Origin of the sequence: Candidatus Defluviibacterium haderslevense (assembly GCA_016712225.1) — a bacterium.
In the GTDB taxonomy this organism is placed as follows: domain Bacteria; phylum Bacteroidota; class Bacteroidia; order Chitinophagales; family Saprospiraceae; genus Vicinibacter; species Vicinibacter haderslevensis.
In genome coordinates this window covers 1-21,826 of record JADJRL010000002.1, presented here as the reverse complement: position 1 = coordinate 21,826, position 21,826 = coordinate 1, and the positions used below count along the sequence as shown (strand labels likewise).

20 protein-coding genes and 1 pseudogene are annotated in these 21,826 nt (G+C 33.4%); 13 read left to right on the top strand and 8 right to left on the bottom strand.

Going from position 1 to position 21,826, the window contains the following annotated elements:
• Positions 1-878: 878 nt before the first annotated feature.
• Positions 879-1,628 carry a hypothetical protein gene (locus tag IPK88_00235; GenBank protein MBK8241830.1) on the top strand — a complete coding sequence of 250 codons (750 nt, stop codon included), beginning with the start codon at positions 879-881 and terminating at the stop codon, positions 1,626-1,628.
• 142 nt (positions 1,629-1,770) lie between these two features.
• Here the strand turns inward: IPK88_00235 and IPK88_00230 are convergent, their stop codons facing one another.
• Positions 1,771-2,931 (bottom strand): T9SS type A sorting domain-containing protein, encoded by a 1,161-nt coding sequence (locus IPK88_00230; GenBank protein MBK8241829.1) that lies wholly within the window; start codon positions 2,929-2,931, stop codon positions 1,771-1,773.
• Positions 2,932-3,267: 336 nt separating this feature from the next.
• Between IPK88_00230 and IPK88_00225 the strand changes: the two genes are divergently transcribed.
• From IPK88_00225 to IPK88_00195, 7 genes are all read left to right on the top strand, one after another.
• A complete protein-coding gene (locus tag IPK88_00225; GenBank protein ID MBK8241828.1) occupies positions 3,268-4,077 on the top strand; it encodes a hypothetical protein in 810 nt (269 codons plus the stop codon).
• Complete coding sequence (locus IPK88_00220; protein MBK8241827.1) at positions 4,074-4,700, top strand: T9SS type A sorting domain-containing protein; 627 nt, start codon at positions 4,074-4,076, stop codon at positions 4,698-4,700. The genes IPK88_00225 and IPK88_00220 overlap by 4 nt, the downstream gene beginning before the upstream one ends.
• A 65-nt stretch (positions 4,701-4,765) precedes the next feature.
• Positions 4,766-6,094: a DUF1800 family protein gene (locus IPK88_00215; GenBank protein MBK8241826.1), complete on the top strand. Its 1,329-nt coding sequence runs from the start codon at positions 4,766-4,768 to the stop codon at positions 6,092-6,094.
• Entirely contained in the window at positions 6,049-6,507 is a 459-nt protein-coding gene (locus IPK88_00210) for a hypothetical protein (protein ID MBK8241825.1), read from the top strand. Before IPK88_00215 ends, IPK88_00210 begins: the two co-directional genes overlap by 46 nt.
• A 32-nt stretch (positions 6,508-6,539) precedes the next feature.
• Entirely contained in the window at positions 6,540-8,138 is a 1,599-nt protein-coding gene (locus tag IPK88_00205) for a DUF1501 domain-containing protein (GenBank protein MBK8241824.1), read from the top strand.
• 686 nt (positions 8,139-8,824) lie between these two features.
• Positions 8,825-9,196, top strand: a complete 372-nt coding sequence (locus IPK88_00200) for an anion permease (GenBank protein MBK8241823.1) — start codon at positions 8,825-8,827, stop codon at positions 9,194-9,196.
• Positions 9,124-10,302, top strand: coding sequence for an anion permease (locus IPK88_00195; protein MBK8241822.1), 1,179 nt, complete (start codon positions 9,124-9,126; stop codon positions 10,300-10,302). The genes IPK88_00200 and IPK88_00195 overlap by 73 nt, the downstream gene beginning before the upstream one ends.
• A gap of 42 nt (positions 10,303-10,344) precedes the next feature.
• Here the strand turns inward: IPK88_00195 and IPK88_00190 are convergent, their stop codons facing one another.
• Both IPK88_00190 and IPK88_00185 read right to left on the bottom strand, forming a co-directional pair.
• Complete coding sequence (locus tag IPK88_00190) at positions 10,345-11,061, bottom strand: response regulator transcription factor (GenBank protein MBK8241821.1); 717 nt, start codon at positions 11,059-11,061, stop codon at positions 10,345-10,347.
• Positions 11,062-11,066: 5 nt separating this feature from the next.
• Positions 11,067-12,119, bottom strand: coding sequence for a sensor histidine kinase (locus tag IPK88_00185; protein ID MBK8241820.1), 1,053 nt, complete (start codon positions 12,117-12,119; stop codon positions 11,067-11,069).
• Positions 12,120-12,267: 148 nt separating this feature from the next.
• On the opposite strand from IPK88_00185, the gene folE reads away from it, so the two are divergent.
• The 5 genes from folE to IPK88_00160 are packed head-to-tail and all read left to right on the top strand — an operon-like array spanning position 12,268 to position 16,228.
• Positions 12,268-12,837: a GTP cyclohydrolase I FolE gene (gene folE, locus IPK88_00180; GenBank protein MBK8241819.1), complete on the top strand. Its 570-nt coding sequence runs from the start codon at positions 12,268-12,270 to the stop codon at positions 12,835-12,837.
• An 8-nt stretch (positions 12,838-12,845) separates the two neighbouring features.
• Positions 12,846-13,733, top strand: a complete 888-nt coding sequence (fabD, locus tag IPK88_00175) for an ACP S-malonyltransferase (protein MBK8241818.1) — start codon at positions 12,846-12,848, stop codon at positions 13,731-13,733.
• Positions 13,730-14,305, top strand: coding sequence for a YqgE/AlgH family protein (locus IPK88_00170; protein MBK8241817.1), 576 nt, complete (start codon positions 13,730-13,732; stop codon positions 14,303-14,305). The genes fabD and IPK88_00170 overlap by 4 nt, the downstream gene beginning before the upstream one ends.
• A gap of 17 nt (positions 14,306-14,322) precedes the next feature.
• Complete coding sequence (locus IPK88_00165; GenBank protein MBK8241816.1) at positions 14,323-15,912, top strand: ABC-F family ATP-binding cassette domain-containing protein; 1,590 nt, start codon at positions 14,323-14,325, stop codon at positions 15,910-15,912.
• Complete coding sequence (locus IPK88_00160) at positions 15,893-16,228, top strand: hypothetical protein (GenBank protein MBK8241815.1); 336 nt, start codon at positions 15,893-15,895, stop codon at positions 16,226-16,228. The genes IPK88_00165 and IPK88_00160 overlap by 20 nt, the downstream gene beginning before the upstream one ends.
• A 772-nt stretch (positions 16,229-17,000) precedes the next feature.
• Here IPK88_00160 and IPK88_00155 read toward each other — a convergent pair.
• From IPK88_00155 to IPK88_00135, 5 genes and pseudogenes are all read right to left on the bottom strand, one after another.
• Positions 17,001-17,462, bottom strand: coding sequence for a hypothetical protein (locus tag IPK88_00155; GenBank protein MBK8241814.1), 462 nt, complete (start codon positions 17,460-17,462; stop codon positions 17,001-17,003).
• Between the two features lie 31 nt (positions 17,463-17,493).
• Positions 17,494-18,670 (bottom strand): annotated as a pseudogene (locus IPK88_00150) (SAM-dependent methyltransferase).
• A gap of 860 nt (positions 18,671-19,530) precedes the next feature.
• The gene (locus tag IPK88_00145) at positions 19,531-19,689 is read right to left on the bottom strand and encodes a hypothetical protein (protein MBK8241813.1); all 159 of its coding nucleotides are present in this window, start codon (positions 19,687-19,689) and stop codon (positions 19,531-19,533) included.
• Between the two features lie 5 nt (positions 19,690-19,694).
• Complete coding sequence (locus IPK88_00140; protein ID MBK8241812.1) at positions 19,695-20,186, bottom strand: hypothetical protein; 492 nt, start codon at positions 20,184-20,186, stop codon at positions 19,695-19,697.
• Positions 20,187-20,430: 244 nt separating this feature from the next.
• The gene (locus IPK88_00135) at positions 20,431-20,667 is read right to left on the bottom strand and encodes a hypothetical protein (GenBank protein ID MBK8241811.1); all 237 of its coding nucleotides are present in this window, start codon (positions 20,665-20,667) and stop codon (positions 20,431-20,433) included.
• Positions 20,668-21,826: the final 1,159 nt, after the last annotated feature.

Sequence of the window (21,826 nt, the reverse complement as noted above, 5' to 3'; positions counted from 1 at the left end):
TGTTTATGTTGGTCTTTGTCTGCTGTGTCGTATCGTTTTACGCTTGCTGGTAACATTTGGGTTCCCGAAAGTTCATTCGTGAGTTTCGTGAATATCGCTTATATGTTTTGGTACTTAAATCATTCATAATGAAATAGTTAATTTGCCATCTTGATCATTTATTTATTTAATATTAATAATATGACTATTCTAAATTAATAAGAAAATTCAATCTATTTAAAATATATCTATTGACATTCATAACATACATTGGATAGAATTGTATTTATAAATCCTTCTAAGCTTCAGAAACATGACCAACAAGATCAATACTAAATTACAATATATTTATAAATATCAGTTCTACCTTCTACATGACAAATATATCAAAACTTATCTGAATATATTGACATTCTTACAAAATAAATTTTTGTAAACTAATTAAGTGGGTAACTTATCTTTTGCTTCAACGCAAAAATGGGTTCCGAATCCAAAGTATACATTGGAATTCAAATTCTTATAGTGTGCTGTTTGTCTTTCTATTTAATTGGTTCATCTATAATAAGAACCAGTAATTCCCAACCCACCGCTGCTCTGCAGGTACTAATTCTTCCTTGGGTCATTTTTGTATTGCTGAATCAAGGGGTTTGTACATGTCTATCATACTTTTTTACTCAAGAATTAAACTTTTTTTGGATTTTTTAAAGAATATTTTGCCACGAGTACTCCACGAATATTCCACGAGTTATCCTAGTATAATTCGCATGCTTTCCACTTCTGGGATCTCTTCCTGATAATAATATTTACATATTCAAATTCGTTTTAGCACTGAGAGCAATATGTTTTTTGATCCTGATCAAAAAACATGGTATTTATTTTAACACTAAAAGTTTTTAAGTATGGGACGCCAAATCGGATTAATTAAAATCTCAGGTAAATTCAATGATTTGAGTTTTTACAAAAGCAAGGATGGGTACATCGTTCGCACCAAAGGAGGGGCCAGTAAGGCCCGTATCAAAAAAGATCCTGCATTCGCAAGAACTCGGGAGAATAATCAGGAGTTTGCAGAAATAAATCATTCGGGCAAATGGATTCGTACCTCATTTAGGAACATTACTGGCAATGAATCCGACGCTTTAGTGGTGAGTCGAATGGTGACGCAACTTTCTAAAGTGATAAAGTTGGATACCATTAATTTACGTGGATCTAGAAAAGTAGGGATGGGCTTATCTACTAATGAGGGTAAGAAATTATTGAAGGGATTTAATTTCAATATTGCATCCTTATTGAGTAAAGTGCTTAAAGCCAATTATCAAGTGGATAGTGCAAGTGGGGTGGTGCGTATTCCAGATTTCATACCGCAGCAGGATTTGGTTTGTCCAGCTTCTGCTACACATTGCAGGATTGAAAGTGCTTGGTCTGAAATTGATTTTGCATCGGGTGTGATTCATTCATCCATCAGTTCTGCGGTAACATTAGTCTTGGATCAAACTAAAACTAATGTGGTGTTAACTCCAGCGCAGGCACCGATAGGGTCAGGCATTTTATTTGTTGTATTAAAGGTGAGCTTTTTTCAGGAGATCAATGGGCAGGTGTATTCTTTGAATAATGGATCTCTCAATGCTATTGAAATCGTATCGGTGAGTTAGAGGGATTGATTTAAGATGGGTGAGGACTGGCAATTGGTTCGTATTTAATTTTACCTATTTGAATACCATTTGTTTTATAGATTCCTAAACATACACTTTGATCATTTCAATTAAGTCAGACAGCTAAAAGAAAAATTGAAATTCATTCATTTACATGACTTACGACCATTTTATAGGGTTGAAAATTAGGGCTTTTAATTAAATAAATACCGAAGCTCAAATCCGATATGTCAATATGTTGATAATAATGATATATCATTTCCTTACCATGAAGTATACCGTTTAAATCATATATTTCAATTGGAATAGGTAATTGAACACTTGGATCCAATTTCAAAAAAGTGTTGCTTGGATTTGGATAGAACAACAATTTCTTGACAATAGAAATATTTTCAATAGCTGTCACATCACATTTACAAGGTATAGACTGTGTGCTGATGACAAGGTTGTCAAAATAACGTTCTTGTTGCACAGGAGAACCAGCATTCCAATAATTTTCAAAGAATACAGCATTAATATGCATATTAGCAGGATTGGAATTCCATGTGCTATGCCAATCCAGGGTAGTAGCTGATGCTTGTAAGGTGTCATTGATCCAAAATTCAAACACCCCGTTTTTTTGTCCGGGTGTATTCAATTTAACATGACCGACCACACAGAACCATCTACCTGCATTTCTTGTACTAAACATATCAATATTACCCGCTTTAAATCCCAACCATCGCAAATTATTGAAGTCATTGTATTTCGTAGATTTAAGTACACCATCAGTTCCAATGCCGCTAGCTGGATCCATTCCTAGGTATTCATCTTTAGTTCCACCGGACCAGAGATGAGCCATCATTCCTTGAGCCCAATTGCTATTTGCTAAACATAATGCTCTACTTAATTTTGCAGGACCTCCACCAATCCAACCTGCTTGAGCCATTACATCCATCCGCCAATAGATTTCATCAAAGTTTTGAGTAGGTTGTGCAGCATATTTGCCTATATAAGTATCGGGAGTTTTGCCAAAAGATTTAGATAAGGATCCAGCTCCGACCTCACCTTGTTGCCATTTCACACGCATACCCCTAGAATGATCTCGACCCACCTGATCCATTTTAATAAAATCTCCCTGATTGTCATTATATTCAAAATACTTTTGATTTAATGGTGTAGCATCTTCAAAATCATCACACCAAATAGTACCTTTTGGCGCGTTTTTACAATTAAAGCATTGACTATGGCCTGGAATTATTTGCAAACCAAAAGCAATGATCAAGACCAAACTTATTATGAATAAGAAATTCAATTTAAACATAATGTATTTATTTAGCTTATTGCGTAACTTAATAAACAAAGATAGTTAATATCGCCTTGATAGTTGACCAAAATTAATATAAGTTCACATCTAAAAATAAATTTGAATAATGAAGCAACAACTTTGCAGCATCCGTAATCAACATACTATATTGCATTTAATAAATACTAGTATGATAGATTCATTTTAATTACAAATGAAAATAATTAAAAAATGAATTGCCACTAAAGTATAATTAAACAATGTATTAATCCAGCAAATTCATCATTAATGTAATCCATAAAAGCATTGAAATTATTACAATTACATCAAATAACCACTTGACCATAATTCAAAATGAAATCATCATCAATTCTATTTTTGATCACCATTTTCTCATTCATTGAAGCATCTTATGCTCAACAAAATAAATGGCAATTATGGGCCACCGGCTTACCTCAGGGTACTTTTCCTAAATTAGCCATTGCAAAAAATCATGATATATATTACGGACTTGTTGGGACATCATCACCTAAAGGTATTATCTATAAATCCAACACCTTACTTGCAAGTGGTCATTTTGAAGCACTGCCTATAATCCCAATTCCAAAAAGCATTACAAATAATATTCAGGAAATCATCTGCAATGATAATAATGAACCAATAGTAGGAATATTCAGAAGCGGTATCTCTGAACCGTTTATTTTTAAATATAATTTTTCTAATAATTCATGGTTGCCTGTTAATGTAGATTATCCTCCTGTCCTAGGTGCATTCTGTATGGCAAAATCACCTAATGGAAATATATGGGTTGGTGCGAAATGGTCCTATATATACAAGAGCACAGATCAAGGAAATTCTTTTAAGAAAATTGATGAAACGGCTATCGTCAAAAATAATTATCCCTGCTATTATCCAACTTGGGGTGGGGCACCTTCAGATGGTGCCATCTATAGTATTAACGTAGATCAAAAAGGAAGATTATACGCAGGAACCGAAGGCGCTGGAATTATATATTCAGATGATGATGGAACGAGTTTTCATCCTGCAGATTATTTTGCCTGCCAATCACAAGATGCTACCCTAAAGGATAGTTTGAGCCCCATGAAAGCATTATCTTATACTGGAAATCTTGGCGCATTGGGCTTCACAAAAACGACGACTTGATATTTAATGGCACCAATTTATGGGCGTTCAATTGGAAACAATCTTTAGGTTTTGCTGATATGGATCAACACAAAGTTTATGAAGTGAATGGCTTTTTACCATATCTTATCACTGCAGGATTGCAAGTAACCAAAATAGTAACCACAGATAACGGACATATTTATCTTCACTCAGGCAGTAATTCATCAACTCCTAAGGATAGTGTTGGCATTTACACTTCATTAGATGGAATCAACTGGCATCTTTTTAATGATGGAATATCAAGTGTAATTAATGGTCAATCTCAAGGCGCCCTTGCTGTCGATGGAAATACTGTATTTTTTGCTACACATGATGGAAAAATTTGGAAATATGAATCTTCTACAACAACGTCTATTCACCATCAAACAATAGAAAATAATATCAAAATATTCCCAAATCCTGCCAGTACAAAATTATACTTTGATAACCCATTCGATCACAAAGTGATTTCGATTTACAATTCTAATGCTAGTTTGGCACAAGTGTCGACTATTAACAATCAACAAATAGATATCAGTACTTTGTCAAATGGTTTATTTTATTTTAAAATCAATAGTGAAAATAAAATATGGGTTGGCAAATTTATAAAACAGAATTTATAAAATTAGCCATATCTAAACCACAAAAATGAATCATTAATTTATTATAGTAAAGCAAGTTTATGGGAATGTTAAAATTATATTCAGGACCTTTTGGAAAATCAGAAGTATTACACTTACTTCGCAGAACAATGTTTGGTGTAAGCAAAGCCGATCTCCATTTTTTCATGAGTAAAACGCTTAGTGAATCACTTGATATTCTCATCAATACCAAACCCACGACTCCAAATCCACCACTTAGAACTTATTACAATAATACAGATCCATCAAAAGATACTTTTGATAAAATTAATAATAACGGTACTATTGAAACTATTGTAAACTGGGGCGAAACCTGGGTTGACAAACCTGTACAAACTAATTTTTTAGCCAGTTCCAATAGTGCGCGAAGACTCAATTTAAAACAATGGTGGACCGGCTTACAGATACATCAAGACAGAAGTGTCTATGAAAAAATGATTATGTTCTATCAAACCCTGTTGGTAACGGAAGATGCAACTCTTGAAAATGCACATATGATGTATGCTACTCAATCGCTCTACAGAAAATATGCATTCGGAAATTACAAACAACTCGTAAAAGATATTACGCTTGATCCCGGTATGCTCCGATATTTAAATGGTGAAAAAAATACTAAAGCTGCACCAGATGAAAATTTTGCTAGAGAATTACAAGAACTTTTTTGTGTTGGCAAGGGCCAAGGTTCTGGATATACGGAGGAAGATGTCAAATCAGCAGCAAGAGTATTGACAGGTTGGTATGTTATTGAACGAGGAAATGTCAATGGTGTCCAAATGAATATTTTACCTAAAAAGGCATTTAATAAAAATAATCATGACAATGGCGTAAAAACGTTTTCACCATTCTATAATAACCTTACCATTTCACCGGATAGATCTATAACAGATCCAACGCCCTTTGATACCATAGAAGAAAAGCTAGCTTTTTTGGAAATCGATCAAATGATTGAAATGATTTTTGCTACTGATGAAGTATCCAAATATGTTTGTCGAAGATTATGGAACTATTTTGGATATTACGACATCACACCTGAAATTGAAGCTGAACTTATCGAACCACTAGCAGAAATCTTTAGACAAAATGTCAATGATCCAGATCAAATGCGGTATGTCATTCACGCCCTTTTTAGTTCAGAAGTATTCTTTAAAAATGAGCACAAAGGTTGCATGGTTAAAAGTCCTATAGAGTTTACAGTCGGCATGATCAGACAACTGGATTATCCAACACCTAAATCCATCCAATTAGAGGCACAATATTATTTTTGGAATATCATTCGTACTCATATTTTCAATCAAGGCCAAGATATTAATGACCCACCAAATGTTGCAGGATGGCGGCCTATTATCAATCACCATCGTTTCATGAAATATGGATAGATACATCAACTTATCCAATTCGGTTAGGATCCATATCTGCCATATCAAGATCTAATTTTGCATTACCAAAAACAAATACTTACGATGGTGCTAATAGTCCATCTTATGGATACATTACCAAAATGGATTATATTAATTTTATAAAAAAATTTGATCAACCATCTGATCCAAACGAATTAATCAATGAAATCACAGAACTCCTATTAGGGCCTCCATTATCGCAAACAGTTAGAGACAACTTAAAAACAACGTATTTACTTTTAGGACAAAAGAACGATTTTTATTGGACAGAAGCATGGGAGGAATTTATAGCTGATCCGAATACAACGGATCCGGTATCCAGAAAGGTGCCTTCCATGCTTCAAGACTTAGTACAATATTTAATGAGTTCTGCAGAATTTCAATTATGTTAATCCCAATATATTAATTCAATTATTCCAAATATATGAAAAGAAGATCTTTTATCCAATCCGTACCCATTGCTATTGGAGGAATGACTGTGAATGCATATGCCAACAGTCCATTGTTGTCTGTCTTAAATTCATCATTAGAAGAAACTGATCGGATTTTGTTAATTGTACAAATGATTGGAGGGAATGATGGTCTTAATACTGTAATTCCACTAGATCAATATAGTGCTTTGTCAAAATCAACAGTCCGTCAAAATATATTAATACCTGAAGATAAAGTTCTTAAATTAAAAGGAACCAATAATGCTACTGGATTGCATCCTTCTTTAAACCGATTATACGATTTGTTTAACAACAACAAATTAAGCATCATACAAAGTGTGGGCTATCCTAAATTTAGTTATTCCCATTTCAGAGCCACAGATATTTGGATGACTGGAGCTGATACGAATGAATATTTAAATTCGGGTTGGGCTGGAAGATACTTAGCTAATGAATTTCCTAATTATCCCGTTGGATTTCCAAATCCCTCAATTCCTGATCCATTAGCTATAAGAATAGGAGGCAATGTCGTATTAGCATTACAAAATCAAGGAGTCCCAATGGGAATATCAATATTCAATACCAATGACCCTTTTAATCTTACAAACAGCATACTTTCAGATCCAACACCAAATAACTATTTAGGAAAAGAACTAGCTTATGTAAGAGAAGTACAGCGCCAAACAGACAAATTTGGAGACGCCGTACAAGCGGCAGGATTTAAAGGTAAAAATGCATCTTCTATATATCCAAAATTATCTACAGATCCAGGATACGCTCTTGGAAATCAATTAGCCATAATCGCTCGATTAATTCATGGTGGTATTAAGACTAGAATTTTCTTTGTACACACAGATGGTTTTGATACACATTCTGGACAAGTGAGTTCTTCTGATCATACCATAGGTACACATGCGAATTTATTAAAAGGTGTTTCTGATGCTATTGGTGCATTTATGGACGATGCCAAATTATTGGGATTTGAAGATAGAATAGCTGGAATGACATTTTCAGAATTCGGAAGAAGAATCATTTCCAATGCTTCTGGAGGAACAGATCATGGTGCTGCACAACCGATTTTCTTATTTGGAGGTAAAGTTGTACCCGGAGTTGTTGGATCGAACCCAATCATAGACCCAAATTCTAATGTCAATTCTAATTTGCCTATGCAATATGATTTTCGTTCTGTTTATGCATCCATTTTAGCTGATTGGTTTTGTGTGCAGCAACCCGATTTGGATCAAATACAATTACGAAATTATCAACGATTGCCTGTTTTTGATCCTGGTAATTGCATACCGACATCTATACACGAAGAACACAGAAAGTTAGGTGAAAATTTAGTGTATGCTTATCCCAATCCATTTGTTCAATCTACTAAAATCAAATTTGAAACAAAAGGTGGACATACTTTAGTACAAATAATAAATAACAGTGGTTCCGTAATTAAGACATTAATTGATCAGAATCTTGATGCCGGAAAATATGATGTGGATTGTAATCTTGAAGATTCACCATCTGGAATTTATTATGTTCGGCTACAAAACATGGTATTGCAACAAGTGAAATCTATAATGAAAGTTAATGGTTAATGCTAATTGCAAATATTATTATTTATAAAATTCTGATTTTAAACTGAGATACACTGAGCCCTCACTGAGTTACACAGAGTTTTAATAGATAAATTTCTCAGTGTAGCTCAGTGCGGCCTCCTCTTCCTCAGTGTAATTTATATTTCTTACACAGAGATTCACTGAGTTCACAAGGAGTTACACAGAGTTTTAAGAGATAAATTTCTCAGTGCAACTCTGTGTGGCCTCTTATTCCTCCGTTAAATAAATTGCTTACACTGAGATACGCTGAGCTCTCACCGAGTTACACAGCGTTTTAAGAGATAAATTTCTCAGTGGAACTCTGTGTGGCCTCTTCTTCCTCAGTGTAATAAATTGCTTACACTGAGATACACAGAGCTCTCTCTGAGTTACACAGAGTTTAAGAGATAAATTTCTCAGTGCAACTCTGTGTGGACTCTTCTTCCTCTGTGTAATGTAAATTACTTACACAGAGATACACTGAGCGCTCACAGAGTTTCAAGAGATAAATTTCTCAGTGCAACTCTGTGTGGCCTCTTCTTCCGCAGTGTAAAAAAAAATTAAATTGAGATTCTCTGAGGCTTATTATTCCTTAGTGCGTTATAAATTCAATCCTTCCTACACTACCTAAGTATATAGAAATTCAAAAAATAAGTAAACTTATTCTATTCTTTTTACTTTTGTAAATGAATACTGCGAACAAGTACTATTTATCAACACTAGGAATACTCCTATTACTTCTGATATTTTATTTCATAAATCCTTTAAACCTTGAAATAAAAGCATTAAAAGTAATTGTAGTTGGGCTCTTCATGATTAGCTTATGGATTTTGGAATGGATTCCAATGCCTGTGGTTGCATTAATTCCATTATTTGTTTTTCCAATTTGGAATATTGAAAGTATTCAAGATATTTCAAAACACTATGCAGATCCCATTATATTTTTATTCATGGGCGGATTTTTTCTGGCCTTAGCCATTGAAAAATGGAATCTACACCAAAGAATTGCATTGAATATTCTAAAAAAACAGGAGGCAATGGAAATCAAATCTTGTTAGGTTTTATGATTTCCACTTTTGTAATAAGTATGTGGATTAGTAATACTGCTACAACAATGATGATGTTCCCCATTGCATTATCAGTACTAAAAGTGATGAGTAGAAATTATGATAAATCAACACTAGGTAATTTCTCAACAGCCATCTTGTTGAGTATTGCATATGCTTCGAATATAGGTGGCCTTTCTACAATTATTGGAACTCCTCCAAATACAGCCTATGTGGGATTTATGGCTGATCATATGAATATTAATATTTCATTTTTCCAATGGTTTCTTTTTTGTTTTCCTTTAGCTGTGCTTATTTTAATAGCACTTTATCTTGCCTTTACCAAATGGCTATTTCCAAATGATATTAAAGCAAATGCCAAAACAGATTCATTTATAAGCTCGAAATTATTGGATTTAGGTCCATGGACAAAAGCTGAAAAGAGAGTTTTTATTGTTTTTATATGTACCGCAACATTATGGATGACTAAAGATTTAATCGTAAATCTTTTATCCATTCCGATTAATGATACAATAATTGCAATTATGGGGGCATTTGCATTATTTTGTTTACCGTCAGGAATGAAACCAAATACAAATTCAGAAATTAATGTAGATGAAGAAGAAAATGTAAATCATTTTAATAATATTCTGAACTGGAAAGATACTAGTAAAATGGCCTGGGGGATCTTGCTTATGTTCGGTGGAGGATTGGCATTAGCTAAAGCCATGGAGAACGCTGGTGTAATGAAAATGATAGGAGAGGGTATATCCAATTATGCGCCAGACAACCGATTCCTACTTATCATGTTGGTTGCTACGGTTTCGATCTTTTTAAGTGAAGTCATGAGCAATATCGCTCAGGTCATTGTAATGGCGCCCATCTTAGCATCATTAGCCATAGCATTACAAATTCCTCCCATTATACTGGGAATTCCAATGACTCTTGCAGCCAGTTGCGCAGGGATGTTGCCTATGGGGACACCACCAAATGCGATAGCCTATTCAAGTGGCTTGATCCCATTAAAATCAATGCTCCGTGCTGGATTAGTTTTAAATTTGTTTAGTATTGTAATCATAAGTCTATTCAGCTATTTTATTATGGACTTTATTTTTTAAAGTAAAATTCCATTGTAGCGCATCATTCGTTTTACTTCTATATTAAATTCTTTTCTTTTCAATCATTACCTCGATTTCATCTTTGTAATTTTTACCAATTGGCAATTGTTTAATTTGGTCTTTTTCCAAGACTTCTATGGTATTACCTATGATGGCTTTAATGCGATTCAGATTTACAATATAGGACCGATGAGCTCTGATAAAAAGCTCCACAGGTAATTTTTCTTCAAGACTTTTCATGGTTTGAAGCGTTATGATTCTACTTTGATCCGTATGAATTAGCACATAATCTTTCAAGCCTTCAATGTAAATAATTTCAGAAAAATTAATTTTAATGAGTTTCTTATCTGCTTTTACAAAAATATAATCCAGTGATTTTGAATATTCCTTTGAAGACATGGAAGGTTCATATCTAACAACAACTTTATTCACGGCTTTAATAAATCGATCCAATGAAATGGGTTTCAATAAATAATCCAAAGCATTAAGTTCAAACCCCTGAACAGCAAATTCTGGATATGCAGTAGTGAAAATGATTTGTGGAGGATCCTTAAGCGATTTTAAGAAATCAGTTCCAAGCATCATGGGCATTTCAATATCCAAAAACATGAGATCTATATCTTCAGTTCTCAGTACTTCATTTGCCTCTAGTGCATTTGAACATTTGGCTATCAAATTCATATTGGGCATTTTCATGATATAAGCCTCTAGAATTTCGATCGCCAAGGGTTCATCATCAACAATAATGGTTCGGATCATAAAGTTTATTTATTTGTTGTAATATTTAATTGAATTTCATAAGCATCAGGCAAACTATTTATCTCTAATTGGTGCGTTTTTGGATAAATAAGTTCAAGTCTTTTTTTAACATTAACTAAACCTATTCCTCCTACTTTTCTGGCATGTCCATGCCCGGGCAAGTGATCAGACTTTGAATTTTTAACGATGAACTGAATTTCCTGATCTGTAATCAAAAATTGAATATCAATAAAAGCATTGTTCAAACTTGTTTTAATACCATGTTTAAAACTATTTTCTATAAATGGAATAAATAACAATGGAGCTACTCGTGTACTTTGACATTCGCCTTCTATAGAAATATTGATTTCTGCATTTTTACTTAAACGAATTTTCTCTAATTCAATATAATTTTTTATGTATTGAATCTCTTTTTCTAATGGCACTTCCTTTTCATTACACTCGTATAGCATATATCGCATCATGTCAGATAATTTCAACACGACATCGGGAGCATCATCAGATTTTTTTAGTGTTAGTGCATATAAATTATTTAAGGTATTAAACAGAAAATGTGGGTTGATTTGATTTTTTAAAAATTGCAATTCAGTTTGTACATTTTTTGTAATGAGTTCCTTTTTTTCTTTTTGCACGGTCAACCAATCCAAAGGAATTCTAACCAATGATGAAATAGCAGCTAAAACAATCATACTGATGTAGTGGAATTTAGCGTCTGTAATCCAATTTGGACACAAAAGATCCCCGTAACAAAAATGTGTATTAAACCAAATTTTTATGGGTGTAAGCACAATCCCAAGTCCTAACAATGAAGACGTATAGATAATCATGGATTGACTTTGCATGAGCCGGGGCAACAAAAATCTCAGATTGACATTGACTAAAACTATATAAAAACAAGTGTTGATTAAGGTCCAAGAAACGTCTTTGGAATAGCTCCATTCTTTTGGACTAAAATACAACCAAATGGAAATAAAAATCAACCAAAACAGAACTTGAGCTGAAATCCAGCTAATGCTGTTCGTTGGTAATAATTCAATCGATTTCTTATTCTTAAACACGGACGAAAAATAAGCCTAAAAATTACAAAATCTATAGTTTTTCGATATAATGCGAATTTACATGGACTAAAATATATTTCTATCTAATATTGTTAAACATATTGAATTGGAATATCGTTTGCTTAGTGAAATTGGATACTGACGCAAAATGAAAGAAAACCAAACATTAAAAAATGAAGCCTTATCTTCTTACTTTGAGTTGATTATCAAAGGAGTAGGCGAGGATTCAACTAGAGAAGGGCTTGAAAAAACACCACTAAGAGCTGCTAAGGCCTTGGAATTTTTTACACAAGGTTATAGCCAGGATGCTATAGAAGTTTTGAATTCCGCCATTTTTAAAGAAAAATTTAATGAAATGGTTTTAGTCAAGGATATTGAGCTCTATTCATTGTGTGAACATCATATGTTACCATTTTTTGGAAAAGCTCACATTGCATATATTCCGAATGGCAAAATCGTTGGACTGAGTAAATTGCCCCGTGTGGTGGACATCTTCGCTCGCCGACTTCAAGTTCAGGAGCGACTTACTCATGAAATCATCAATTGTATCCAAAATACCCTAAATCCTTATGGCGTAGCCGTTGTAATTGAAGCCAGACATATGTGTATGATGATGCGTGGCGTCCAAAAACAAAATAGTATGACTACAACCTCTGCTTTTACCGGAGTTTTTAAGACCTTTGAGACTCGGAATGAATTTTTGAACTTAATCAAGTAGCCAATTTTATGAAACATATAGCTTATATATTCCCAGGTCAGGCTAGTCAATTTGTGGGAATGGGTAAAGACTTGTATATTAAAAGTGATGAAGCAGCAGCGTTATTCGAGAAAGCCAATGAGATTTTAGGCTTTAGAATCAGTGATATCATGATTGAAGGTACTGAAGAAGAACTTAAACAAACAAACATCACACAACCATCAGTATTCCTTCACTCCATCATCAAATTTAAAACTACTTCTATTGACCAACCTCCATTTGCGATAGCTGGTCATTCATTAGGTGAATTTTCGGCATTGGTTGCAGCCGAAGTCTTAAGTTTTGAAGATGGTCTAAACTTAGTACAAATAAGAGCTTCTGCCATGCAAGAGGCTTGTGAAAACAATCCTGGATCTATGGCAGCCATTGTAGGTCTTGATGATGCACAAATAGAACAAGTTTGTCATTCCATTACAGATCATGTGGTCATTCCTGCAAATTATAATTGTCCGGGTCAATTGGTCATTTCAGGAAGTTTGGAAGGATTGAAAATAGCTGAACAAAAATTAATAGAAGCTGGTGCTAAACGAGTGATTGTCTTAAATGTTGGAGGTGCTTTTCATTCACCATTAATGGAATCAGCAAGAGTTAACCTTGAAGAAGCCATTTCAAAAACGACTTTCAATACTCCTATTTGTCCCATTTATCAAAATGTAGATGCCAAACCACACACTCATCCTGACATGATTAAAATGAATTTAATCAGACAACTTACCGCGCCAGTACTTTGGACACAAACCATGAATCATATGATTCAAGATGGAACTTTATCTTTCATCGAGGTTGGTGGAAATGGTACCGTATTATCCGGATTTTTGAAGCGAATTGATCGCAATTTTCCAATAATCAGTTTATGAGCTCAGATCAACCAGACCAAATACAAATTGAAAATGGTTCCCTTCTAGTCGCGGAGCCCTTTATGTTAGATCCCAATTTCAAAAGGGCAGTGGTTTTGATCGTAGATTACTCTCCGACTGATGGATCCATTGGATTCATTTTAAACCGGTCTACTCCATTAAAACTAAGTGAATTAATTGAAGATATCGATGATTTTGATGCACCGGTTTTTTATGGTGGTCCGGTAGCTGAGAACACCTTACATTTTCTGCATAATGTTGGGTCATTAATAGAAGAATCCGTGAAAATTGCTCCTGGAGTATACTGGGGTGGACATTTTGAGTCATTGAAATTTTTAATCAATCAAAAATTAATTCAAATAGAAAACATAAGATTTTTCATGGGTTATAGTGGCTGGGACAGCCAACAATTACAACAAGAAATTAAAGAACCTTCATGGTTTATTGATCAAATTGATCCAAATTATATTTTTAAATCCAAGCCTGAACATTTGTGGAAGGAAATCCTTGAAAAAAAAGGAGATCATTACAGCGCCATAAGTCAAATGGATGGCGATTATATTTTTAATTAACATTATATTTATATATTTTGATTCGAGTACAAAACCTAGTATTAAGATTTGGAGAAAGAGCTATCTTCAATAATATTTCATTTACGGTAACTCCTGGTGAAAAACTTGCCATTACTGGTAGAAATGGATCAGGAAAATCAACTTTGCTTAAAGTGCTTTCCGAAGCCATTAAACCGGATGAAGGGCTTGTAGAAAAACCTAAGGATGTAAAAGTAGGTTATCTTGAACAAGAGCTACCCACTGACAAAGGATTTACAGTTCGTGAAGAAATCATGTCATCTTTGGTAGAAATCAATGCCCTCCATGAGGAACTAAAACATTGCGAAGATCAACTTTCGAATCCAAACTTGGAAGAGAAAAAGTTAATGTACTATATTGAACTCATGGAAGACATCCATCATAGAATGGATTACATGAATGCTGATAAAATCGAAGGTGAAATTGAAAAAATTCTAATTGGCCTTGGTTTTAAAAGTACTGACTTCGAAAGAAAAACACATGAATTCTCTGGTGGCTGGAGAATGCGGCTTGAATTAGCAAAACTATTGTTGTCAAGACCAAATGTAATGTTACTCGATGAGCCAAATAACCATTTGGACATCTTATCCATTCAATGGTTAGAGAAGTATTTATTAACCTATGAAGGTAGTGTCATATTGATTTCTCACGATTTAATGTTTGTAGATCGTATCGCTAAGCGAATCATTGAAGTAGATCGTGGTAAATTGTATGATTTTGTCGGAAGCTATTCCGCTTTCATAGATTACAAAAAAGAAAGACGTGACATTGAACTCAGTGAATTCAAATCACAACAGAAATTAATCCAACACAAAGAAGTCCTTATTGATAAATTTCGTGCTAAGGCGAGCAAAGCAAGTTTCGCTAAATCATTGCAGTCTGAATTGGCCCGTATGGATGTCATAGAAGCACCAGATGAAGAACAATCATCTATAAGGCTTAGATTCCAACCTTCACATCCTGGTGGAAGAATGGTCATAGAAGCTCGCGAATTAACAAAATCGTATGGCGATTTAATGGTATTGAACAATATCGAATTCTTTATTGAGCGCGGGGAGAAATTAAGTTTTATTGGTCAAAATGGTCAAGGTAAAAGTACTTTAGTTAAACTTATAAGTCAGGTTGAACCACCAACACATGGCGTCATTAATTTAGGTCATCAAGTGAAAATTGGATATTTCGCACAAGAACATACCGAATTAATGGATCCAAATCAGACCATACTTGAAGTCATAGAAAGTGTAAGTCTTCCTTCTGTAAGACCATTGATCAGAAATATTCTTGGGGGCCTTGCCTTCGGAGGAGACGATGTTGAAAAACGTATCAGAGTTCTAAGTGGGGGAGAAAAGTCTCGAGTTCGACTTGCTTCACTGTTGGTTCAAGAACATAATTTTTTAATTCTGGATGAGCCCACTCACCATCTGGATATCTCTTCCAAAGAATCATTAAAAGAAGCTATAAAAAACTATAAAGGAACCGTTATAGTTGTTTCCCATGATCGTGAATTTTTAAGAGGCCTGGCTGAAAAAACTTGTTTCTTTGCAGATCAAAAAGTTCGAATATTTGAAGGTGATATCGATTATTTTTAGAAAAACGAATACCGAATCGTTATTGCAATCATTTGAAAAATCCAATAACACTGCAACAGTTGCTGCTGTTAAGCAATCAGAACCAGCACCAAATATCGATCCGGAAGAGAAGAAAAAAGCTGCAAAAAAAATCGGCATTCTTGAGAAAGACATTGAAAGGTTAGAGACTAAAAAGAAAGAAATAGAAATACAAATGGGTGTTCCCGGATTTTTCGAACAATCAAATAGTTCAAATATTTTAAAGGAATACGAACTCCTCAAAAGCCAAATAGCTACTCACGTAAAAGAATGGGAACAATTAGTTGAAATGGTATAGCCTTAGAAATGGTATAACTAAGCTTCGACATTCATAAAAATAAAAAAGACTTCTTACAAATGTAGGAAGTCTTTCTTTTAGAGGAATTAAGATAAACCTAAATAAAAATATATTTTCAAACGAAAAACCAAATTTAGTCCTAAAAATTAATTTCCATGAAGGACTACCAGCAATATTCATTGTTAGAACAAATTAATGTTTATTACTTTTTTAGAAAGTGCAAACAACCAAGTGTTCAAAATTCAAAATAGTATAAAAAATCCCTTTTTTATTAACCAAAACCTATTCTCATGCTGGTAGTCCTACAATGGATCCCATTTTTCAATATTCAAATCAAGCTGCCAAATTTTTTAACGTTTTAATCAATTTGACCTTACAAAGATGAGACCTTTTATTAGGCTGTACATCGTAGAAAACACCCATTTTTATAAATTAGGGGTTTTCCCTGAGTTTTGGAATGTTACCAAATTGAAATTTCATGCCCTTAATGTTTGATATCGGTGCATTTTCTATATAAAATAGACTCAAATAATGCAACAAATACAATGCTTTCAAGCTAATTGGCCTAAAATCCAAAAGACGCTTTTACAACTCTGAATAAAGCTTTGTCAGTTAAGTACAACATCAAAATTCACGTAGAATTTGAGATCAAATTTTAGTTAAAATGGAATTGCCTGATTTAAATATTTGACAATATTACCAGAACTTGGACTGGGGCCATCACGACTCACTAGTTGGCCTTTTTGGTTAAAAATTAAGTAGGTAGGAAATTTCAAAATTTTATATTCTTTAAATAAACGGGAAGACTGTTTTGGTTTAAAAAATAATGATCGCCACCAAGTAGAAGATCTTGAATCACTTTTTGCCAATTCTCAGGTTTAGAATTACAACATAGGTATACGAAAGCAATATTCTTTTGAGCCATATTTTGCTGTAATGACTTTGAATAAGGAATTTCCGCAATACAACCATAACAAGCCGTTGCCCAAACATCAACATAAACCAATCTGCCTTCGTACTTATTATAAATTAAGCAAGGTAATAATTCATCATTCGTATCCAAGGATACATCATGCATCGTTAATTTGCCTGCAGAAGACTTGCTAGCAGAACTATCGATGGAATTTATGGTATTTCCAGCCAAAGTAGGGATCGAGATATTCTTATGGTCATGATTGTTACAATAACAAAAAAACAAAACACATAATAAACATATAAGTCGGATTCTTCTCATTCGCATAATTCCAAATTATACCAAGCTATTTCTAATCTAATATACGTTCCAAATGATGATGGTCAATCCCAAAATATGATTTGATATCAATAATTTTTGTTTGATCGCAGCTTGGTTGGATTCCTTTTGTACATTTTTTTTACCAACTATCATAACATTTTTATGGGTATGTGCATCAGAAATAAATTCAATAACTTTAGTAGTATACCCAAAATATTCTAAAATCAATGCACGAATTCCATCAGTCACCATTTCTGCTTCGCGCTCCATAAATATTCCATGTTTCAAAAGGAAATCAAGGTCATTACTCACATTATTTTTATTAATTTCTTTGCGAATCTGTTTGTGACAACAAGGCGCTACAACTATTAGATCGGCATGAGCTTTTATTCCCTTTGCAATCGCATCATCAGTTGCCGTATCACAAGCATGCAGGGCGATTAAAACATTTATCTCAGGGATATCAAACGCCTCGATAGACCCTTGTTTAAATTGCAATCCAGTATAAGTTGAATCATGTGCAATTTGATTACAGAGATCTACCAGATCCTTCCTCAGTTCTACGCCAACAACTTCAGATGGTCTTTTAGGATATGATTTAAATAATCATAAATGGCAAAAGTTAAATAACCTTTGCCGCAACCCATATCTACAACTTGAATTACTTCATGATTTGGAAGTTCTTTCAACAAAGTGCTTAAGATTTCAATGTAATGATTGATTTGCTTGTATTTATCCTGAGCTGACTTATAAACATGACCATTCTGGTCCGTAATATTTAATTGTTTTAAATACAATTGCTGGCTTGCTTCAATGATCCTTTTTTTCGACTTATCATGGTTCATGCTAGGCAATGTATTTTGACTGGGATTGGTCTTTTCCAAATCCCAACGCCCACCTTTCATAAAACTAAGCTGGATATCAAAATCGAGTGTTAATACCCGTATCAGCCTAAACCCTTCTACTTTTACCAGACCTTCGATCCATTGGATAGATTCAGCTAGCGTATAATTTTTTACTATATCTTTAGTTGCATATTGATACGTAAAACTAAGAACATATTCATTTTTAACTAAAGCCTTTCTTATATTTATTCGCTTGAGATTAGCCTCCGTTCCTTTATAATGACTAAGATGAATGGCAATTAATGAGTGCTTGTTAAAACTCTGCTGAATATATTGTAAAATTTGATCTAAATTTTGAATCATATTTATAATTGATAGTAACACCTTTTAAGTAATAGGGTAACACTTAATTTTTGACTAAGTTAATTAAAAACGCATATTTCGGAAAATTAAAAATATCTAAATCACCAAAGAAAAACTGAAATTTAGTTTCATACAATGATATGTCTTCCGCTAAAGACTTTGACTTAATCATGAAATTCAGTTTATGTTTAAAGGAAAATTCAAATAATGGAGTTGATGGTTCATCATTTATTTGAATTCTAAATAAGCCGAAAAACAATTGCTGCGAACAATACCTTTTACAATGTTTAATCATTTGTGGGAAATGCTTTCTATCGATTGTTATCAAATCCATCAAAATCATAAATGAAAAGCCATATTTTTTATTGGCTTTAAAAATGCATACCCCAAGAGTTCACCACGATCTTCAATCTCAAGTATGCGAAGTTCTTTTTTAGTATAGCATTTGTAACGCCATAACAAATAATCCATTGATTTGTCTAAAGCATAGTCCAATTGTGTGAATTGCAATTTTTGGAATTAAAGAAACATGATCCAAAATTTTGTAAGTCTGCTTTGAAAAGAAATTGGACAAGCTAAACAAACTTAATATAATTACAGGATTGTCACACTTCCTATAACCGAATTTTTGTTCAAATATTGGAGCGCTCCTTTTATTTGGGAAAGCAAATAAGTATTGAACATTATATTTATCTAAACTAATCTCTTCTGTTTTCCAATACAAATCACGAAAGTAGCCTTTGCCCCTTGATGAAAGTGCAATATACTCATTTTGTGGCATCCCTATGAGTAATCGTTTACGATTAAACCAAAATGGTAATGATTGATTGTCGCAAATCCTTGTAATTGTTCATTTATAGTTACTTTCCAAAAGTATAACTACTTGTTGGATTTTCAAAATACCAATGCTTTATGAATGCCTTAGATAAGCGGGGATTTCCATCAATCTCTTGAGCTAAATGACTAATGGTATCCAGATCAGATGCTGCTATTTCCGCAAATTCAATATTGTCTTTCAAAGCATTCATTTATTGTTGTGAACGAGCACATTCTGCCATAGTACAACTAGAAATTGGTATGTAACATTTAAATACTGATAATGCTTTAAGATGGATTCTAAAAATTTAAAATTAGCTTGCTGATGAATTCCAAAATTATGCGGATGCCACCATAGATGAAAGGTCAAATTGTTTTTAGCTGCATGAGTCATAGAAGATAATATTCTTTGAAGACGCATGGATTCAATCCAAGATAAAGATGGGGTATAGGGTCTAAGAAAACGGCTAGCCTGAATATTCTTTATCGAGTCATGCTTTGACCTAATTCTTTCATAACAATGATGCCCTGTAATATTTATATAATGGTCCAATAGACGAATTCCCTTTTTAATCCAAAGAAATGTTTTATTTACATCAGCTTGATAAATCCAATGATTAGGATTTCCTCTATAACATTGTATCCCTAATTCTTCACATAGATTTACGTATGCCTTATTATATTGGTTTCTGGGAAACACAATAGATGTAATGTTGACTTGATATTCCGATGCTATTTTTAAAGCAGCTTCCAGATCATAAAAAAAATCTGTAGCTTGTTGCCCAGGTTCTAAACAGTAATAATGCGAAAAGGTATGCGTAGCAATTTCATGTTGTGAATGATTTTAATAAGTTGGATCAATTCGGAGCAAAATAGTATGCCTGTGTCAAATCATCATCCTTCATTTTTCAATTTGATTTATATATGGAGACAGCTTCTTGTTTTTATATTGAGGCAATGTCTTTTGGAAGATGTTCTAATAATCTTTTTATTGTGACAAAAAGAAATCCAACTATTGCAAAAGTAGCTTTAATTTGATATTGGTCAAATAAATACAATAGTTTTGGAATTACAGATTGTACACCCAATATATTACTTTGATAAGCATCAATTGATTTAGAATCTGTGACACCCCAATAAAGTTCAAAGTCCAGTGATATAACCATCTTTCCGCCTCCCATCTTTCTTGAAATTAATTATCGAAACTTTATTGTTAAATGGTTTGATTGTCTTTGAGAATAAATTTTAGCAAACTTAAAATGAACAAAATAAAAAATGGTCATCTAATTTTAGAAAATGTTGCAATCCAATATTAGAAATGTAATCATTCATCTGTTTTAATTATCTAAATCCTTCCTTAAGCATAAAAATAGATATCGCAAGGGTAGGAATTACGTGAAAAACAGCAAGCAGCATACTGGACATAAGATTTGCTGATGTCATTTGTCCTTGACTATTTAGCATAATACTGTCTAATACAATTCTCCCCACTGAATAACTGGCCCACACTATAAATATCCAATTGATCCAAAAATAAATTTCAATAATATACCTCGCATCTCAGTTGCACTAATCTCGAAATATAAAAACACGCCGATAATAAAACCGATAAAACCAAAACTAATGAAATTCATAAATACAATTTTAATAATAACATAAACGCTCTATATCTATCTAATGCCAATTGGTACTTTACCACAAAACAATACAACCCCTAGCCATAGTAAATAGGGTAGTGCAATGAGCAATGGAATCAAACAGACCATAATAGCCATGGTGCCTTTTCATGATTCTTCAAAATATAAACTTATAATGATTATCAACAACATGACCATTAACAAAAGATGCCCAAATTCCAATCTGCCTTGTTCGGACTGGAATTTCTTCCAAACATCATTAAAAGAAATTCTTGGTGTCCAAAAGCAAAATAAGGATATCTACAAATAAGATGATCCAAAATAAAATAAGTAAAGTTTTAGACGCAGAATTTACTTTTTATCTTGGTATGAATTAATGAATTGAACACGAGAGTGCTGGTCTGCTAAAAGCATATTTAATTTCTCCAAAAATATTAGTTTACAATTTAAATTTTCTTGATTTCATTTCCTTGTATGCTTTCCAATCTTATGAAATAGGTTCTGATTTGAGTGGAATTCATTACGCCTTTAGCATTCCACTTGGATATCCACATCACCTTGTTTCAATAACCCTTGATATATTTCAAAATTTTATTTCCTGAGAGATCACACAATGATAAATTTCTTTTGAGTTTCTACTTATCTTCAAGTTTGTGGAAGAAGCCTAATCAAATATGTATTGGATTTGGACAAATCTGCATAA

Coding starts and splice junctions, on each gene's coding strand:
- IPK88_00235 (MBK8241830.1), top strand. CDS start 879: ATGGGACGCCAAATCGGATTAATTAAAATCTCAGGTAAATTCAATGAT.
- IPK88_00230 (MBK8241829.1), bottom strand. CDS start 2,931: ATGTTTAAATTGAATTTCTTATTCATAATAAGTTTGGTCTTGATCATT.
- IPK88_00225 (MBK8241828.1), top strand. CDS start 3,268: ATGAAATCATCATCAATTCTATTTTTGATCACCATTTTCTCATTCATT.
- IPK88_00215 (MBK8241826.1), top strand. CDS start 4,766: ATGTTAAAATTATATTCAGGACCTTTTGGAAAATCAGAAGTATTACAC.
- IPK88_00210 (MBK8241825.1), top strand. CDS start 6,049: ATGGCGGCCTATTATCAATCACCATCGTTTCATGAAATATGGATAGAT.
- IPK88_00205 (MBK8241824.1), top strand. CDS start 6,540: ATGAAAAGAAGATCTTTTATCCAATCCGTACCCATTGCTATTGGAGGA.
- IPK88_00200 (MBK8241823.1), top strand. CDS start 8,825: ATGAATACTGCGAACAAGTACTATTTATCAACACTAGGAATACTCCTA.
- IPK88_00195 (MBK8241822.1), top strand. CDS start 9,124: ATGGAATCTACACCAAAGAATTGCATTGAATATTCTAAAAAAACAGGA.
- IPK88_00190 (MBK8241821.1), bottom strand. CDS start 11,061: ATGATCCGAACCATTATTGTTGATGATGAACCCTTGGCGATCGAAATT.
- folE (MBK8241819.1), top strand. CDS start 12,268: ATGAAAGAAAACCAAACATTAAAAAATGAAGCCTTATCTTCTTACTTT.
- fabD (MBK8241818.1), top strand. CDS start 12,846: ATGAAACATATAGCTTATATATTCCCAGGTCAGGCTAGTCAATTTGTG.
- IPK88_00170 (MBK8241817.1), top strand. CDS start 13,730: ATGAGCTCAGATCAACCAGACCAAATACAAATTGAAAATGGTTCCCTT.
- IPK88_00155 (MBK8241814.1), bottom strand. CDS start 17,462: ATGAGAAGAATCCGACTTATATGTTTATTATGTGTTTTGTTTTTTTGT.
- IPK88_00135 (MBK8241811.1), bottom strand. CDS start 20,667: ATGGGAGGCGGAAAGATGGTTATATCACTGGACTTTGAACTTTATTGG.